At 53.4% G+C, this 18,252-nt stretch carries 16 protein-coding genes; 12 read left to right on the top strand and 4 right to left on the bottom strand.

Features of this window, described 5'->3' with window-relative positions:
- Positions 1 to 19 precede the first annotated feature (19 nt).
- The 4 genes from ACOTX5_RS12405 to hrpB all read right to left on the bottom strand — a co-directional run bounded on the left by ACOTX5_RS12405 (position 20) and on the right by hrpB (position 6,765).
- On the bottom strand, positions 20 to 733 hold the full coding sequence (locus ACOTX5_RS12405) for a fimbrial biogenesis chaperone (protein ID WP_032670536.1): 714 nt from the start codon (positions 731 to 733) through the stop codon (positions 20 to 22).
- Positions 734 to 776: 43 nt separating this feature from the next.
- Positions 777 to 1,385 (bottom strand): fimbrial protein, encoded by a 609-nt coding sequence (locus ACOTX5_RS12400; RefSeq protein ID WP_017383750.1) that lies wholly within the window; start codon positions 1,383 to 1,385, stop codon positions 777 to 779.
- A 272-nt stretch (positions 1,386 to 1,657) separates the two neighbouring features.
- A complete protein-coding gene (gene mrcB / locus ACOTX5_RS12395) occupies positions 1,658 to 4,183 on the bottom strand; it encodes a bifunctional glycosyl transferase/transpeptidase (RefSeq protein WP_015572709.1) in 2,526 nt (841 codons plus the stop codon).
- 152 nt (positions 4,184 to 4,335) lie between these two features.
- A complete protein-coding gene (gene hrpB, locus ACOTX5_RS12390; RefSeq protein ID WP_045911031.1) occupies positions 4,336 to 6,765 on the bottom strand; it encodes an ATP-dependent helicase HrpB in 2,430 nt (809 codons plus the stop codon).
- 73 nt (positions 6,766 to 6,838) lie between these two features.
- Here hrpB and thpR point away from each other — a divergent pair, with 73 nt between their 5' ends.
- The 12 genes from thpR (at position 6,839) to ACOTX5_RS12330 (ending at position 18,213) form a co-directional block, all read left to right on the top strand.
- Positions 6,839 to 7,393: an RNA 2',3'-cyclic phosphodiesterase gene (gene thpR / locus ACOTX5_RS12385; protein ID WP_003856249.1), complete on the top strand. Its 555-nt coding sequence runs from the start codon at positions 6,839 to 6,841 to the stop codon at positions 7,391 to 7,393.
- The gene (gene sfsA / locus ACOTX5_RS12380) at positions 7,383 to 8,087 is read left to right on the top strand and encodes a DNA/RNA nuclease SfsA (protein WP_045911030.1); all 705 of its coding nucleotides are present in this window, start codon (positions 7,383 to 7,385) and stop codon (positions 8,085 to 8,087) included. The genes thpR and sfsA overlap by 11 nt, the downstream gene beginning before the upstream one ends.
- A 176-nt stretch (positions 8,088 to 8,263) precedes the next feature.
- Positions 8,264 to 8,719, top strand: coding sequence for an RNA polymerase-binding protein DksA (gene dksA, locus ACOTX5_RS12375; RefSeq protein ID WP_001155232.1), 456 nt, complete (start codon positions 8,264 to 8,266; stop codon positions 8,717 to 8,719).
- Positions 8,720 to 8,778: 59 nt separating this feature from the next.
- Positions 8,779 to 9,669 (top strand): tRNA glutamyl-Q(34) synthetase GluQRS, encoded by an 891-nt coding sequence (gluQRS, locus tag ACOTX5_RS12370; protein WP_017694493.1) that lies wholly within the window; start codon positions 8,779 to 8,781, stop codon positions 9,667 to 9,669.
- Between the two features lie 42 nt (positions 9,670 to 9,711).
- Complete coding sequence (gene pcnB, locus ACOTX5_RS12365) at positions 9,712 to 11,109, top strand: polynucleotide adenylyltransferase PcnB (protein ID WP_026080645.1); 1,398 nt, start codon at positions 9,712 to 9,714, stop codon at positions 11,107 to 11,109.
- Positions 11,106 to 11,585: a 2-amino-4-hydroxy-6-hydroxymethyldihydropteridine diphosphokinase gene (gene folK, locus ACOTX5_RS12360; protein WP_023315424.1), complete on the top strand. Its 480-nt coding sequence runs from the start codon at positions 11,106 to 11,108 to the stop codon at positions 11,583 to 11,585. The genes pcnB and folK overlap by 4 nt, the downstream gene beginning before the upstream one ends.
- 123 nt (positions 11,586 to 11,708) lie before the next feature.
- Positions 11,709 to 12,500 (top strand): 3-methyl-2-oxobutanoate hydroxymethyltransferase, encoded by a 792-nt coding sequence (panB, locus tag ACOTX5_RS12355; protein ID WP_015572705.1) that lies wholly within the window; start codon positions 11,709 to 11,711, stop codon positions 12,498 to 12,500.
- An 11-nt stretch (positions 12,501 to 12,511) separates the two neighbouring features.
- Positions 12,512 to 13,363 carry a pantoate--beta-alanine ligase gene (panC, locus tag ACOTX5_RS12350; protein WP_045911029.1) on the top strand — a complete coding sequence of 284 codons (852 nt, stop codon included), beginning with the start codon at positions 12,512 to 12,514 and terminating at the stop codon, positions 13,361 to 13,363.
- 32 nt (positions 13,364 to 13,395) lie between these two features.
- Positions 13,396 to 13,776: an aspartate 1-decarboxylase gene (gene panD / locus ACOTX5_RS12345; RefSeq protein ID WP_006810068.1), complete on the top strand. Its 381-nt coding sequence runs from the start codon at positions 13,396 to 13,398 to the stop codon at positions 13,774 to 13,776.
- Between the two features lie 325 nt (positions 13,777 to 14,101).
- Complete coding sequence (locus ACOTX5_RS12340) at positions 14,102 to 14,707, top strand: fimbrial protein (RefSeq protein WP_045347247.1); 606 nt, start codon at positions 14,102 to 14,104, stop codon at positions 14,705 to 14,707.
- 86 nt (positions 14,708 to 14,793) lie between these two features.
- A complete protein-coding gene (locus ACOTX5_RS12335) occupies positions 14,794 to 15,537 on the top strand; it encodes a fimbrial chaperone (RefSeq protein ID WP_045347246.1) in 744 nt (247 codons plus the stop codon).
- 81 nt (positions 15,538 to 15,618) lie between these two features.
- Positions 15,619 to 18,213, top strand: a complete 2,595-nt coding sequence (locus ACOTX5_RS12330) for an outer membrane usher protein (protein WP_045911027.1) — start codon at positions 15,619 to 15,621, stop codon at positions 18,211 to 18,213.
- Positions 18,214 to 18,252 lie beyond the last annotated feature (39 nt).

The following is an 18,252-nucleotide window of genomic DNA, read 5'->3' as shown; positions in this document are numbered from 1 at the left end:
GGGTACCAGCATTGTGTGTTTAAAGAGCCTGCTTGCGCTGGGAGGTTTGCGCGCCGAAATCGCTAATAGCAGTCCACGTCACGGGCCCGTTTGCAGATTGAGGCACAGAAAAATATTGCTCGCTGAAAGGTGCGACCATCATTGAAATTGCCCCCGGCGTGGTTTTTGTGTCAGTCACAGGGACACTTTTCCCGCCCACGGCCAGCTCGCCAAAGGAGACGTAAAACGGCGTTGGGTTTTTCGCAATGAGCTTGTTCCCCTGGCGGCGGAAGGTGATTTTTTCATAGGCTTGTAGCGCATCGGTTTCTTTCAAATCAGCAGGACGCCAGAACAGCTTCAGACGCGTTTTCATCGCGAATTGCAGCGTATTCTTGTCTTTTAAGTCAGGTGATAACGCCGAGACGGATTTCACATTCGCCAGAAATAAAGATTCGCGATCTGCGGGCAGATTTTTTTTATCGCCGGTAAAAATGATGTGCAAAAGGGTCTGACGATTTTCCTGTAATTTATAGACAGGCGGCGTAATGATGAAAGGTGCTTTTGCATCATTGGGGTAACTCACCCAGCTTTGCACCAGATATCGAGTATGAGGGTCTTTATTTTTTAGTGCTATTTGTACTTCGGATTTATTCGATGGATAAATAATTCGCGTGCCACCGAGAACCACACTTGCCTGTACTGAACAGCAAGAGATAATCAAACATCCACCTAACAATTTTAATAAATAATTCATACTACGTTCCAGAAGGCAGCCCTTTCAGGCTGCCAAAATAGATTTAGCGATAAACAACCTCGAACGTTGCAGATGAGGAGTAGTGACCTGCTGTTGGTTTGTTATCACCAACCTGAATAACTTTCGCGGTGTAATTAAAGACAGATGCTGTGGCGCCAGTGGCATCGTTCGCAACATCGGTACCGGCTTCCGGTTCTGATCCGTTGAAAACCACGTCCCCCTTAGTCCCATTTTCATTACTGACAATGATGCCAACGTTGGTCGCATTGCCAGCGCCGGAAAGATCGTTCTTCAGGCGCTTGTATTCCGCATCCGTTGTGGTGCCGCTGAACTTGAGGTTCAGTTTGGCAACCAGCGGATCACATTTTTTCACTTCAATCTTAAAGGCCTTCGACGTCCCGACCTGACCGTCAGTACCAAAATCAGAAGGATAAGTATCTGCAAATGTGACGGTGGAAGTATTGGACCCCGAGCCATCAACATCAATTTCACAGGTATCCGCCACAATTTTTCCGGCGAAATTTACCGTACCAGAATCATTCGCTGCAAATACCGGCAGAGAAAGTGCAGCCATAAACGTGCTGGCCAGCACCGTTGAAACAACATATTTACTCATAACAATATCCTTATATGTGATGATGAAGATATCCATTCTTGATATATACAAAAATGTTGGGAAGTCCTCTAAGGAATATCCTGTGAGGTCAGTAAATTTCTGGGGAGGATTTAATCAGATTATTCTTCATCACGTCTAGATCGCAAAATGATAATGCCCGAATAATCGGACACAACTTTCTGTTTTAGATGAAAAAAAGCAAAAATTAATAATTCTACATTTTAAATTTAATAATTTTAAATATAAATGAATGTAAACATAAAAAAAGGCCGCTTAACCATTAAGCGGCCTTTTATTCAGGAAACTAATTAGTTTCCGCCAAACATGTCCTTGATCCAGCCGGCGACACCGTCGCTGTCTTTCTTCTCATTCTGCTGCTGCGGCTGTTGCTGCTGCGGCTGCTGGGGTTGAGAAGACTGATCGAACGGGTTACCTGTCGGTTCTTCTGGCTGACTTTGCTGACACAGCGCATCCGGGTTAGTCGTCCAGACCGGCAGCGTACGCATCCCGCCACCGCAAATAAAGTTGCCCGATGCGTCCACGCCCATATCAACGATATCTTCCGGGGCAACCAGGTTCAGCGGCACCGGAGACTGGTTGGCCAGGTAGCGCTGGTAAATCGACATCGCACCGCTCGCGCCATACAGTTTGGTCGGCTGGTTGTTATCGCGCCCCACCCAGGTGATGACCACTTCACGACCATCAATACCGGCGAACCAGGTATCGACGTTGTTGTTGGTGGTCCCGGTTTTACCCGCCAGATGCAGGCCCGGATACTTCGCTCCCAGCTGACGGCCTGTACCGCGCTGGACAACCTGCTGCATGGTCCACAGCGTCATATAGGCCGCCTGCGCCGGAACTGCACGTTCTGCCTGCGGGAAGCTCTGATACAGCACGGAGCCATCTTCGGCAATCACCGAACGCAGAGCGGAAAGCGGAGCACGGTTACCGCCGCTGGCGATGGTCTGGAACGCCTGCGCCACTTCGATTGGCGTCAGGTTAAGCGCCCCCAGAATCATCGCTGGCACCGGGTGCAGCTGATCTTTCGGTACCCCCAGCTTCTGCCAGGTGTCGGTAATGGCCGGCAGGCCCAGCGCCATTCCGAGGTTAACCGTTGGCACGTTCATCGAGCGGGTTAACGCATCCACCAGCATGACCTGGCCGCTGAACTGTCTGTCATCGTTCTGCGGTGACCAAACCTGGCCGTTAGGCTGGCGCAGGGAAATTGGCGCATCGGCAATCCAGGTATTCAGGCGATAAAGATTCGGCTGGCTCAGCGCGGTCAGATAGGTCGCCGGTTTTGCCAGTGAACCAATTGAACGACGCGCCTGCATGGCACGGTTATAGCCCGCAAACTGCGGCTCAGCACCGCCCACCATGGCACGAACTTCGCCGGTGTTACGGTCAACCACTACCATCGCGGTTTCCAGATCGCTCAGCTTACGCTGCTTTTTCAGCGCCGGAATACCTTCTACCGCCGCTTTTTCTGCGGCGTCCTGTGCCACGGAGTCAAAGGTGGTAAAGATCTTCACGCCGGAGAGATCTTTCACTTTATCCCCGAGCTTAGACTGCAACTCCTGACGCACCATCTGCATAAAGGCAGGCTGCGGAGAGATCACCCCACCGCGCGGCTGAACGCCCAGCGGACGCGCGCTCAGCATGTCGTACAGCTCCTGGTCAATCACCTGCTGTTGTTGCAGCAGACGCAGCACCAGGTTACGTCGCTCCAGCGCCAGTTTCGGGTTACGCCACGGGTTGTAGATCGACGCGCCTTTCACCATGCCCACCAGCAGCGCCTGCTGGTCAAGGCTCAGCTCTTCTACCGGACGACCAAAGTAGTACAGGCTCGCCAGCGGGAAGCCGCGGATCTCGTTGTCACCGCTCTGACCGAGGTACACCTCGTTCATGTACAGCTCAAGAATACGATCCTTGCTGTAGCGCGCATCCATCAGCACGGCCATGTACGCTTCGTTGGCTTTACGCCAGTAAGAGCGCTCGCTGGAGAGGAACAGGTTTTTCACCAGCTGCTGGGTCAGGGTACTTGCCCCCTGCACCGTACGCCCGGCAGTCAGGTTCGCCAGTACCGCACGACCAATGGAGTAAAGGCTAATACCGTCGTGCTCGTAGAAGTGGCGGTCTTCGGTTGCCAGCAGGGTATCTACCAGCAGATCCGGGAAGCCATTACGCGCCACGAACAGGCGCTGTTCGCCGTTTGCGGACGACAGCATGGTGATGAGACGCGGATCGAGACGGAAGAAACCGAACTGGCGATCGTTATCCATGTTCTCAATGGTTTCCAGACGATCGCCGTCAAAGGTCAGACGCGCGCGCACCTGCCCTTCTTTACTGTCCGGGAAGTCGAACGGACGGCGGATCATCTCAATGCTTTTCGCCTGGACGGTAAATTCACCCGGACGGGTCATTTTCGTGACCTGACGATACTGCGTGGCTTGCAGCAGCTTCACCATCTCGTTCTTGCTGATGGACATGTCCGGCTCAAGGTTCACCATGCGACCGTACACTGCCGCAGGCAATTGCCAGACTTTCCCGTCGATACGGCTGCGGATCTTCTGATCCAGATAAACGCCGTAAATCGCGATCAGGACAACAAAAACAATGAACAGCTTCAGCAGCAACCAGAACCAGCCGCGCTTCCCACGAGGCTTACGCCCTTTGCCTTTCCCTTTACGTGGCATCGGTTCTTCATCCTCATAATCGTCTTCATAGTCATCGTCATACTCCTCATCTCTGAGGCGACGACGGCTTACCTTTTCTTTCGCCGGACGCGTCGGCTTTCCCTTACGTCCTATTGGCTCGCGGTCATTCCCCGCCATGCTTTTTCTCCGCAACATTCAGGCGCAAAGGCCAGATTTTCTTATCTTGCACAGGTCAGTGAAAGAAGAAATCTCTCAAAGTTTGTTTATCCCTTTCCCCGTGGGAGAGGGCCGGGGTGAGGGCATCAGGCCGCACTCCCCTTTTCGATCCATTACGAATATTTCTTCGTGCGCCGTGTCGGCGCGGTATTCGCCGGATCGTCCGGCCAGACGTGTTTGGGATATCGCCCTTTCATCTCTTTCTGCACTTCACGATAGCTCCCCGCCCAGAACGCCCCCAGATCGCGGGTGATCTGCAAGGGACGATGCGCAGGCGAAAGCAGCTCAAGCACTAACGGCACGCGCCCTTCAGCGATGGACGGCGTGGTGGCCTCACCAAACATCTCCTGCATCCGAACCGCCAGCGCCGGCGGATTATCCTCATGATAACGAATGGCAATCCGGCTCCCGGTTGGCACAGTGTAATGCCCAGGCAGTTCACTATCCAGACGTTGACGTAACGACCAGTCCAGTAAATTCTGTAACGCTGCCTTAACATCAAGCGCCTTCAGGGCGCGCAGCGAGTGTACGCCGTTCATCTGCGGCAACAGCCACTGTTCAAGCGTCGCGAGCAGCGTCTCATCATCCACCGCAGGCCACCCCTGTTCCGGCAGCCACTTCGCGGCGCAATGCAGGCGAATGCGATACTGTTCGGCCTCCGGCGTCCAGTTCAGTACGCTCAGCCCTTTTTCCCGAATGCCGTTCAGCATCGCCTGGTGTAACTCTTCCTCCGACGGCTTCGCCAGCGGTTTCGTCCCGAGCGTCAGTTTGCCAATCTGGCTACGACGGAACGCCTTCAGCGTGCCCTGGGCATCATCCCATTCCACGATGTCAGATTGCTGAAGCAGCTGCGGGCAGGCACGTGTCAGCGCGTCAATATCCACGGCAACCGCCTGTAAAATACGCGCGTCCGGGGAGTGGCTACCCTGGAGCAAGAGCGGCGCGATCAGCCATTCGTGACGCGTCAGGGCGTCATCGCTGTCCAGCATCGCGCCCATCCCATTTGCCAGCTGATAACGACCATCCAGCCCGCGACGGCGCGCGATCCTGTCCGGGAAGGCCTGGGCCAGCAGAGGGATAACTTTATCGCTGTCAGGCGAACCGCCCCGGCAATTCAGGCGTTTACACAGCTGCTGCGCGCGCTGTTGCCAGTTTCCCTGATGGCGAGAAAAGGTCTGTCCCAGATCGCTGCTGCCACCGCGCGGCGGCTCCTCAAGAATAGCCGCCAGTTTTGCCGCCGTGGCAATTTCATCGTCGCCCTGTGCTGCCACCAGCATTGCCGCCAGACGCGGATCGTTGCCCAGCGCCGCCATTTTCTGACCGCGCGCCGTCAGTCGCTCGCCTTCCAGCGCGCCAAGCTGGGTCAGCAGGCTGCGCGCGGCGGAAAGATTCACGACAGGCGGAGGATTAAGCCAGGTGAGCTGGTCAGGGTCCGGGCAGCCCCACTGCATCAGATCCATCACCAGCCCGGAGAGATCGCTTTGTAAAATCTCAGGCGTGCTCTGCAATGCCGCACGCTCCGCCTGCTCGGCGCTGGTTAAATGCAGGCAAATACCCGGCTCAAGACGCCCTGCTCGCCCTGCGCGCTGCACCATCGAGGCCTGGCTGATGCGCTGCGTCAGTAGCCTGGTCAGCCCGGTACGCGGATCAAAACTGGCTACCCTCTCCTGCGTACTGTCCACCACCAGGCGAATGCCTTCGATGGTCAAACTGGTTTCCGCGATATTGGTTGCCAGCACCACTTTGCGCTGCCCCGCCGGTGCGGGAAGGATCGCCTTGCGCTGGTCAGCCAACGGCAGCGCGCCGTAGAGCGGGCACAGCATAACGTCACTGTTCACCCGGGATGCCAACTGCTCCTGTACGCGCTGGATTTCGCCTACGCCGGGTAAAAACAGCAGCAGCGAGCCGGGCTCCTGGCGGAGCAATTCGGCGGTGGCGATGGCAACCGCTTCGTCAAAACGCTGATGGGCAGGCAGCGGCTGATAGCGGCGCTCGACCGGGAACGCACGCCCTTCAGAGGAGATCATCGGCGCGTCAGGGAGCGTCTGCCGGAGCCGCTCGTTATCCAACGTCGCCGACATAATCAGCAGCCGAAGGTCGTCGCGCAGCCCCTGCTGAACGTCGAGCAGCAGCGCAAGGGCCAGATCGGCCTGGAGGCTGCGCTCGTGAAATTCATCAAGGATCACCAGCCCGACGCCGGTCAGCTCCGGATCGTTTTGCAGCATACGGGTGAGAATACCTTCGGTGACCACCTCCAGCCGCGTGGACGGTCCAACGCAGGTTTCGGCGCGCATCCGGTACCCTACCGTCTCGCCCGGTTTTTCATTCAGCAGTTCCGCCAGGCGCTGCGCCACATTGCGCGCGGCCAGCCTGCGCGGCTCCAGCAGGATAATTTTCCCGCTGATGCTCCCCTCGCGCAGAATTTGCAGGGGCAGCCAGGTGGATTTACCCGCTCCGGTGGGCGCGCTGAGCAAAACCTGTGGCGCATGTTCTAAGGCTGCGAGAAGCTCAGGAAGGACGACAGCGACGGGCAAAAAGGACACTTACGGCTCCAGAGGGTTAACATTAATCGGCGTACATTGTAGCATCGGCGCATATCATTACCGAGTCTTGCGCATGTCTGAGTCAAAACGGCTATTCTTCGCCATTGAATTACCCACCACGCTTCAACGGCAGATTGTTCGCTGGCGCGCCAGCCACTTCCCCGCGGAAGCGGGCCGCCCCGTCGTCGCCGCCAATATGCACCTGACGTTAGCCTTTCTTGGTGAAGTAAGCGCTGAAAAGCAGCGCGCGTTAAGCGCAATGGCCGGACGCATTTCGCAGCCGGGATTTACGCTGCATCTTGACGATGCCGGGCAATGGCTGCGCTCTCGGGTGGTCTGGCTGGGGACGCGGCAGCCCCCTCGCGGACTGCTACAGCTCGCCAACATGCTGCGGGCGCAGGCCGCGCGAAGCGGCTGTTATCAGAGCCCACAGCCGTTTCATCCCCACATTACCCTGCTGCGCGACGCGGGTCAGGCCGTTGCCATCCCGCCACCGGGCTTTCACTGGTCCTTTCAGGTGAATGAATTTGCGCTGTACGAATCTGCCTTTGTACAAGGGCGCACCCGCTATACTCCGCTTCAGCGCTGGACGCTGGGCGACACGTTAAGGAATCCTGATGAAGTTTAGCCCTGCACTCCAGCCCGCCACGCTGATCCAGCGTTACAAACGCTTTCTCGCTGACGTGAACACCCCTGAGGGCGAAACGCTCACGCTGCACTGCCCTAACACCGGCGCCATGACCGGTTGCGCCACGCCGGGTGACACGGTCTGGTATTCCACATCAGAAAATACTAAGCGCAAATATCCTCATACCTGGGAAATGACCGAGACGCAAAGCGGGGCATTTATTTGCGTGAATACCCTGCGCGCAAATCAGCTGGTTAAGGAAGCCCTGACAAATGGAATGCTTCCTGAACTGGTGGGTTACGGCACGCAAAAAAGCGAAGTGAAATATGGCGATGAAGGCAGCAGAATTGATTTTATGTTACAGGCGGAAGACCGCCCTGAGTGCTATATTGAAGTGAAATCAGTGACGTTAGCGGAACAGGAAAACGGCTTCTTTCCGGATGCGGTAACGCTACGTGGCCAGAAGCATCTGCGAGAGCTAATGAGTGTAGCGGCGGCGGGCAAGCGCGCCGTGTTGCTGTTTGCGGTTCTGCATTCAGCCATTGAACGGTTTTCCCCGGCCCGTCATATTGATCCTAAATACGCGCAATTGTTGAATGAGGCACAAAAGCAGGGGGTAGAGATTTTCGCCTATAAAGCGGAACTTTCTGCCGATAATATGACTCTGAGATCCTCTCTTCCCATTGTCTTATAAGGGATTAGACGATTGACTAATAAGTGTTCTGGCCGCGTGCGCAAATACGCTTTTCCTCACAGGGTTGTCAAGTGTTACGTTTAGATAATTGCCATACGGAAAAGCATCTGCTATTTATAGCGACCTGATTTTTCCCCCAACACGGGGATCGATAGTGCGTGTTAAGGAGAAGCAACATGCAAGAAGGGCAAAACCGTAAAACATCGTCCCTGAGTATTCTCGCCATCGCTGGGGTGGAGCCGTATCAAGAGAAGCCGGGCGAAGAGTATATGAACGAAGCCCAGCTGTCGCACTTCAAGCGTATTCTTGAAGCATGGCGTAATCAACTCAGGGATGAAGTCGATCGCACCGTTACACATATGCAGGATGAAGCTGCTAACTTCCCGGACCCGGTCGACCGTGCCGCTCAGGAAGAAGAGTTCAGCCTCGAACTGCGTAACCGTGACCGCGAGCGCAAACTGATCAAAAAGATCGAAAAAACGCTGAAGAAGGTCGAGGACGAAGATTTTGGCTACTGCGAATCCTGCGGTGTTGAAATCGGTATTCGTCGCCTGGAAGCGCGTCCAACAGCCGATCTGTGCATCGACTGTAAAACGCTGGCAGAAATCCGCGAAAAACAGATGGCCGGCTAACGCCTGCCCTCTCACTACTCAGCTAAGGCGGGAGTCTCTCCCGCCTTGTTACCGTTGATATGTCTGAATCTCACTATATCGGGCGCTTTGCGCCATCTCCCTCCGGTGAATTACACTTCGGCTCATTAATTGCCGCGCTCGGCAGCTACCTACAGGCTCGCGCCCGTCAGGGTCAATGGCTGGTCCGCATTGAAGATATCGATCCTCCACGTGAAGTTCCCGGTGCAGCAGAAACTATTCTGCGTCAGCTGGAACATTACGGTCTTCACTGGGATGGCGACGTACTCTGGCAGTCTCAACGCCATGATGCCTACCGTGAACGTCTGGCGTGGCTTGCTGAACAGGGCCTTTCCTATAACTGCACCTGCACGCGGGCGCGTATTCAGAGCGTGGGTGGCGTTTACGACGGCCACTGCCGTACGCGGCACAACGGTCCTGAGAATGCCGCCGTGCGGCTGATACAGCGTACTCCGGTGACGCAGTTTACCGACGTACTCTCAGGAACAATTCAGGCGGATGAACGCCTGGCGCGTGAAGATTTTATTATTCACCGTCGTGATGGTTTGTTTGCCTATAACCTGGCGGTGGTTGTCGATGACCATTTCCAGGGCGTTACGGAAATCGTGCGCGGGGCGGATCTGGTTGAGCCTACCGTGCGGCAAATATCGCTTTACCAGCAGTTTGGCTGGGCGGTGCCGGATTACATCCATCTGCCGCTGGCAGTCAATGAACAGGGAAATAAGCTATCGAAACAGAATCATGCCCCGGCGCTGCCTGACGGCGATCCGCGCCCGGTTTTGATCGACGCGCTGCGATTTCTCAACCAGAATGTAACGCAGGAATGGCAGGATCTGAGTCTGGATGAATTGCTGAAAACGGCCATTGCTGACTGGGCGCTTATGGCCGTGCCAAAAATCCAGCATTCTCAAATGCGTTGCGCTGAGCTATGATTAGCCGCTTTTTTGATAACAAAACACACTACGAGGTGTACTATTTTTACCCGAGTCGCTAATTTTTGCCGTAAAGTGCTGAGCCGCGAAGAGAGCATGGCGAACGACGCTATTGCACAGCCACACATGTCGGTCATTCCGCGTGAGCAGCACAATATTTCCCGCAAAGATATCAGTGAAAATGCCCTCAAGGTGCTCTATCGTCTGAATAAAGCAGGCTACGAGGCCTATCTCGTCGGCGGCGGGGTGCGCGATTTACTGCTGGGCAAAAAACCAAAAGATTTCGACGTGACGACCAGCGCCACGCCTGAGCAGGTGCGTAAATTATTCCGCAACTGCCGTCTGGTTGGCCGCCGTTTCCGTCTGGCGCACGTGATGTTTGGACCGGAAATTATTGAAGTGGCGACCTTCCGCGGTCACCACGAAGCGGGCGTTAACGATCGCACGACTTCCCAGCGCGGCCAAAACGGCATGCTGCTACGTGACAACATCTTCGGCTCTATTGAAGAAGATGCTCAGCGTCGCGATTTCACCATCAACAGCCTTTACTACAGCGTGGCGGATTTTACCGTGCGCGATTACGTCGGCGGTATGCAGGATCTGAAAGATGGTCTGATTCGCCTGATCGGTACGCCGGAAACACGCTATCGCGAAGATCCGGTCCGAATGCTGCGCGCCGTGCGTTTCGCCGCCAAGCTGAACATGCGTATCAGCCCGGAAACCGCAGAGCCGATCCCGCGCCTGGCGACGCTGATCAACGACGTGCCCCCTGCCCGTCTGTTTGAGGAGTCGTTAAAGCTGCTCCAGGCAGGCTACGGGTTTGAAACCTACAACCTGCTGCGTGAGTACAACCTGTTCCAGCCGCTGTTCCCGACCATTACCCGCTACTTCACCGAAAACGGTGACAGCGCAATGGAGCGGATAATTGCGCAGGTGCTGAAGAACACCGATACCCGTATTCATAACGATATGCGCGTGAATCCGGCGTTCCTGTTCGCGGCCATGTTCTGGTATCCGCTGCTGGAAACGGCGCAGCGCATTACCCAGGAGAGCGGTCTCGCCTATTATGATGCGTTCGCGCTGGCGGCAAACGACGTGCTGGACGAAGGCTGTCGCACGCTGGCGATCCCGAAACGTATTACCACGCTGGTGCGTGATATCTGGCAGCTTCAGCTGCGTATGTCCCGCCGTCAGGGTAAACGCGCCTGGAAGCTGATGGAGCATCCTAAGTTCCGCGCCGCGTTCGATCTGCTCTCTCTGCGTGCTGAAGTTGAAAGGAACCCGGAACTACAGCGCCTGGCGCAGTGGTGGGGCGAGTTTCAGGTTTCTGCGCCACCGGAGCAAAAAGATATGCTTACGGATCTGGATGATGAACCGGCACCGCGCCGTCGTCACCGTCGCCCGCGCAAACGCGCACCGCGTCGTGAAGGTACGGCATGACCCTTGCGTATATCGCCATCGGCAGCAATCTGGCCTCTCCGCTGGAGCAGGTTAACGCTGCCGTGCAGGCCCTGGGAGAGATCCCCCAAAGCCGCATTGTCGCGCTGTCCTCATTTTACCGTACGCCGCCGCTCGGCCCGCAGGATCAACCTGATTATCTGAACGCCGCCGTGGTGCTGGAAACGACCCTTGACGCAGAAACGCTGCTGGATAATACCCAGCGTATTGAGCTACAGCAGGGTCGTGTCCGCAAAGCCGAACGCTGGGGACCGCGCACGCTCGATCTCGATATTATGCTTTTCGGTCACGAGGTGATTAACACCGAACGCCTCACCGTTCCGCATTACGACATGAAAAACCGCGGGTTTATGCTCTGGCCACTGTTTGAAGTCGCGCCCGATCTCACCTTCCCTGACGGCGCCTCGCTGCAAGCCGTTCTGCAAAATCTCAACGCGGATAAACCGGCCCGCTGGTAATCCCGCCTCCGCATCGATTAACCATTCCTTATTTGCGGTTAATCGATTGCCTAAAATCATTGTTCCCTCAAATGTTACTGTTAGAATGCGCAAAGATTCGCTTTTGGGCCATCAGGAAACAGTATGAAACCAACCACCATCTCCTTATTGCAGAAATGCAAACAGGAAAAAAAACGCTTCGCCACTATCACCGCGTATGACTACAGCTTCGCAAAACTGTTTGCCGAAGAAGGGATCAACGTCATGCTGGTCGGAGACTCGTTAGGGATGACGGTACAAGGACATGATTCCACTCTGCCGGTCACGGTCGAGGATATTGCTTACCATACCCGCGCCGTGCGCCGGGGTGCCCCCGCCTGCCTGCTGCTTTCCGATCTGCCGTTTATGGCGTATGCCACCCCGGAGCAGGCCTTCGAAAATGCAGCGACAGTGATGCGCGCCGGCGCCAATATGGTCAAAATCGAAGGCGGCGCCTGGCTGGTCGATACGGTGAAAATGCTCACCGACCGCGCCGTGCCGGTTTGTGGTCATTTGGGGCTGACGCCGCAGTCGGTCAACATCTTTGGCGGATATAAGGTGCAGGGCCGAGGCGATGCGGCGCAGACGCTGTTTGATGATGCCGTGGCGCTGGAAGCCGCGGGCGCGCAGCTGCTGGTGCTGGAGTGTGTGCCGGTTGAGCTGGCTAAGCGTATCACTGAGGCGCTGTCGATTCCGGTGATCGGCATCGGTGCGGGTAACGTCACCGATGGCCAGATTCTGGTCATGCACGACGCCTTCGGGATCACCGGCGGCCATATTCCAAAATTTGCTAAAAATTTCCTGTCAGAAGCAGGCGACATGCGTGCTGCTGTGCGGCAGTATATTGCCGAGGTTGAGTCCGGCGTTTATCCGGGCGAAGAACACAGTTTCCATTAAGGAGTCCAGGTGTGCTAATCATAGAAACCCTGCCGCTGCTGCGTCAGCATATTCGTCGGGCGCGTCATGAAGGTAAACGTATCGCCCTTGTCCCAACCATGGGCAACCTGCACGACGGCCATATGAAGCTGGTCGATGAAGCGAGAGCCCGGGCAGATATCGTGGTAGTTAGTATCTTCGTTAACCCGATGCAGTTCGATCGCGAAGACGATCTGGCGCGCTACCCACGTACCTTGCAGGAAGATTGCGAAAAGCTCAAAAAACGTCATGCGGATATCGTCTTCGCACCGGCACCCGCAGATGTGTATCCCCAGGGCACCACTGAATCGACCTACGTCGACGTGCCGGGTATTTCGACCATGCTGGAGGGCGCCAGCCGCCCGGGCCATTTCCGTGGCGTCTCCACCATCGTCAGCAAGCTGTTTAACCTGGTGCAGCCGGACATCGCCTGCTTTGGCGAGAAAGATTTCCAGCAGCTGGCGCTGATCCGCAAAATGGTTGCCGACATGGGCTACGACATCGAGATCGTCAGCGTGCCGATTGTACGCGCGAAAGATGGCCTGGCGCTCAGTTCCCGTAACGGCTATCTGACCGCCGAACAACGTAAAATTGCGCCGGGCTTAAGCAAAGTCATGAATACCATGGCAGAGCAACTGCTGGCAAAAGAGTTAACAGCAGAAGAGATCATCGCCCTGGCTGAACAGGCGCTGAACGAGAAAGGTCTTCGTGCTGACGACGTTCAAATTCGGGATGCCGATACGCTTCTGGCACTTACAGAGACCAGCAAACGTGCGGTAATTCTGGTGGCGGCATGGCTCGGCCAGGCCCGCCTTATCGATAACAAAGTGGTTGAGCTGGCGTAGTTTTTCTGCCCGGAAGATGAAAGGTAAACGTAATGATTCGCAAAATGCTGCAAGGTAAACTTCATCGTGTGAAAGTCACTCAGGCCGACCTGCATTATGAAGGCTCCTGCGCGATCGACCAGGATTTTCTCGACGCGGCGGGTATTCTCGAAAACGAAGCCATTGATATCTGGAACGTTAACAACGGCAAACGTTTCTCAACCTACGCGATTGCTGCCGAGCGCGGTTCTAAAATCATCTCCGTTAACGGCGCGGCTGCACATTGCGCGGACGTAGGTGATATCGTCATTATCGCCAGCTTTGTCATGATGTCCGATGAAGAAGCACGCCGCTGGCAGCCGAAGGTGGCTTATTTCGAAGGCGACAACGATATGAAACGCACCGCGAAGGCGATTCCGGTTCAGGTGGCGTAAGCGTATCTAAGATATAATTAAATTACCCGGAGAGCACTTCGGGTAATGAATTCATAATTTCAGGGAATAAATAAAACACATTAATATAAATTCATTATTGATATACCACCAATCTCTATTCACGCCATACATCACCTATAACTCATAATTATCAGCAACCTATAAATACACTTATTAACTAAAAAAACGTTTAAGTAATTCTAATGGCAAACGACTTTCCATCGCCATCCCCCCTCAATTAGAATCCTTTTCCCGAAACATTAGTTCGGAACAAACATAGGCTTTGCGTATGTTTAATTTTTAGCATTTAATATGGATATAAAAAATGTCTTTTAATAAATTAGGTCTGGCAACTGTAGTAGCAATGGTTCTGAGCGCTGGTTCTGCAATGGCGGCTCCTTCAGATACAGGTACCATTACTTTCCACGGTATGGTTTCTAACAACACCTGTAAAGTATCCCTGGATCAGAAAATTGACCAGGACGGTAACGATTTCGACGTTAACCTGGATACCGTGTTTGTAAAAGATTTCGCCACTGCACTGAGCACCGACAGCACCCTGGGCGAGAAGAAATTCTCCCTGACGCTGACCGGCTGTGATTCTGCTACCGTTTCTCAGGCATCTGCTCAGTTCGATTCATGGGCGGGTTCTTCTTCCACTTCCGGCGGCCTGCTGGTTCCACCAACAAACACCCAGGGCGCTGCGAAAAACGTCAACCTGGTTCTGTCAAACGATGGCAACTCTGCTACCGATCAGATCAAACTTGATCAGACCAACAACACCCAGAAAGCCACTATTGATACCAATGGCGCAGGCGCACTGTACTACCGTGTAGCTTACACCCAGGGTCAGGGCTGGGACGCAAACAGCAACCCAGTAACTGCGGGTGTTGTTCAGGCTCAAGCTGCTTTCACAATGATCTACGAATAATTCTAAAAACGTAGTTCAAGAGTACTATTCATCCCCTGACATTCGTCGGGGGATTATTTGATATCATTCCAACAGGAAGTGGAAAAATGTTAAGTACATCATTTTATAAGGGATTAAAAGTAGCCTGCCTTACTGCTGCTGTTTTTGCATCATTTCAGGCAAGTGCGGATATCGTTATTTCGGGTACGCGTATTGTTTATCAACAATCGCAGAAAGATGTCATTGTTTCTTTAGATAACCGTGGTAAAAAACCGTTATTGGTACAGTCATGGCTCGATGATGGCCGTGATGATACTAACCCACAAGAATTAAAATTACCGTTTATTATCACTCCACCTGTATCCAGAATTGATCCGCAAAAAGGTCAATCCGTTCGTATTTCTTATCTGGGCGGTTCATTGCCTAAAGATCGAGAATCCTTATTCTGGTTCAATGTGCTTGAAATCCCACCAAAATCAAAAGTAAAAGACGGTGAAAGCCCAAACCAGCTTCAGTTAGCATTCCGCACGCGTATTAAACTCTTTTTCCGTCCTGATGGCCTGAAAGGTACGCCAGGAGACGCTGCAGCCAAAGTAACATGGTCGCAGCAAAAACAAGGCAGCACGGTTAACCTGGTCGCCCACAATGATTCACCTTATAACGTTTCAATTTCGAACGTCACATTGAAATCCGCAGGCAAAGTATACCAGGTTGATCATAAATCAATTTTACCTTTTAGCACTCAAGCCATGCAGATAAAAGGCCTCAGCAATACGACTGTGGGTTCTGTTGCTTACGAAACGATTAACGACAATGGCGGCTCTGATAATTTCGAAGCCAAACTCAATTAATCAATACAACACCGCCACATTATAAAAATAAAACGTTCGAATGCTGTGAAGCATTCGAGCGGCGACTTGTCTGGATGAAGCATGCTATTTCAACGTTCACTCTTATACCTCGCTATCTGTGCAGCATTACCGCTACATGCCAGCGAGAATGGAAAAAATAATGTAGACACCGCTTCCGAATCAGAATCGGCCATTGAATTTAATGACCAGTTCCTTATCGATAATGGTGGAAGTATCAACGTTGAGCGTTACGCTTACGGCAACCCGGTATTGCCGGGCACCTACCGTGTAAAAGTGAATTTGAATGGCAATTCAAAATCCACGGTTGAGATGACATTCGTTGATAATAAAACGCCTCGCGCCTCAGCATGTCTGACAAAACTCATCTTGGCTCAATCAGGTATAGATACCAGCAAATTAGGCGATGACGTCGAGAAGGATGAAGCGGCCTGTGTAGATATAAAGAAATATTATCCTGGTGCATCTGAGCATTTTGACAGCGGTAAGCAGGAAATGGATCTCAATTTCCCACAGATCTATGTGCTTAAACTCCCTGCGGGGTATGTCGATCCCTCTTTATGGGATGACGGCGTTACCGCTGGATTGCTCTCATACGATCTCAATACCTGGCACAGCGAATCTAACGGAACAAACTCGGATACTGCCTATGCAGGGCTGCGCTATGGCCTGAACATGGGTGCGTGGCGTTTACGTTCTCGCGGCAGCATAAACTGGGACAGCGATAACGGTTCGCACTATTCAAGCCAGGATATCTATCTTCAGCGAGACATTACACCGCTTAACGCACAGATGGTTTTGGGTGATTCCTACACCCGCGGCGATATCTTTGACTCGGTGAGCCTGCGTGGTACGCGGATGTTTAACGATGACCGCATGCTCCCACAAGGCGCTACTGGTTATGCGCCCGTGATTCGCGGCGTGGCAAACAGCAACGCTAAAGTTAGCGTAATGCAAAGCGGTAACAAGATTTATGAAACGACCGTTCCACCGGGTGCTTTTGAGATCAATGACCTCAGTACCACAGGCTATGGCAATGATTTGATTGTTACCGTTGAAGAAGCTGATGGAAGTAAACGGACGTTTACCGTTCCGTTCTCCTCGGTAACGCAAATGCTCCGCCCGGGTTCCAGCCGGTGGGATGTCGGTTTAGGCGAGCTGAATGATGATTCACTGCATGACAAACCCAAAGTCGGTTATGCGACCTATGCGTATGGCCTGAATAATACCTTTACCGGCTACGTTGGCGCGCAATATACAGATATGGATTTCTATGCCGGCCTGCTTGGCCTGGCAATGAACACCCGTATTGGTGCATTTGCATTCGACGTGACGCAGTCCTATGCCGACATCGATGGGCTCGACACGCTTAAAGGACAGAGTTACCGGCTGACCTACAGCAAAATGTTGGAAGCGACAAACACCTCCCTGAACGTGGCAGCCTATCGCTTCTCAACGGAGGATTACCTTAGCCTGAATGATGCCGCCTCTTTGCAGGACAGTATCCATCATCAGGAATACGGTAACCGTTCCTATGACAGCAATGCGCAACTGTATGCTGACTATCAGCGTACAAAAAACCAGGTTCAGGTCAGTCTTAACCAGCCGTTAAATGTAAGCGGTGAGGAATACGGTTCTCTCTATATTAGCGGCACCTGGGAGGATTACTGGAACGATAGCAGTTCAACTTCTGACTACAGCCTGGGCTACAACAATAGTTTCGCGTACGGCAGCTATAGCGTTTCACTCCAGCGTACCTATAACGAATCGGGTGAGAAGGATGACAGCGTATACGTCAACCTCAGTGTCCCGTTCAGCGTTTTTGATAAAGACCATACGCAGTCAGGCGGGTTTAACAACGTCAACATGAGCCTGCGCTCAGATTTGAAAGGCGGTACCAGCTTCAACTCTACGGCGAGCGGTAACACCAAAAACAGTGACGTCAGTTACTCCGTTAGCGCCTCTTCAAGTGGTGGAAATTACGGCAATCTCAACCAGATCAGCGGTTTTAGCTCATGGAACAGTCCTTACGGCCCTCTCGGTGTCTCGGCGTCCTTTGGTGATGACAACAGTAAGCAATATTCTGCGAGTTACAACGGTGGGATGGTTGTTCACTCAGGTGGCGTTGTATTTACGCCAGGCAGTATCGGCGAAACGGATTCACTGGCGCTGGTGAAAGCGAGTGGCGCGACAGGGGCTCGCCTGGGTTATGGCCAGAGCCGTATTGATAACTCCGGGTACGGCATTATGCCGTATATGTCTGCCTACAGAGAAAACCGGGTTTCAATTGATATCAGCACCCTCGAAGCGGATGTCGAAATTAAAAACACAAGCGCAGTTGCTGTGCCGCGTAATGGCTCCGTTGTATTAGTGAATTTTGAAACGGACGAAGGCCGTTCGCTTGTTCTGGAATTACAACGTTCTGATAAGGGCTTTATTCCGCTGGGCGCAGATGTGCTGAACGAGAAGAATGAACCAATTGGAACAGTAGGACAAGCTGGGCAAGCGTATGTACGCGGTGTGGAAGATAAAGGTGTCCTGCGGGTGGTATGGGGCAGCGATAGTACCAGTTCTTGTACCGTACATTATCAGATCCCAGCGAATGCGCAAAAAGCGGGTCTCACAACCCTTCTGAGTAATCAGCAGTGCCAAATGTAATGATGTTTACAACAGGGAATCACACCCATGGAAAATAAT

The sequence above is a fragment of the Enterobacter cloacae complex sp. IR5441 genome, from assembly GCF_049238215.1.
Lineage (GTDB): Bacteria > Pseudomonadota > Gammaproteobacteria > Enterobacterales > Enterobacteriaceae > Enterobacter > Enterobacter hormaechei_C.
Note: the sequence above shows the minus strand (reverse complement) of the source record. Positions and strands in the feature narration are given on the sequence as shown.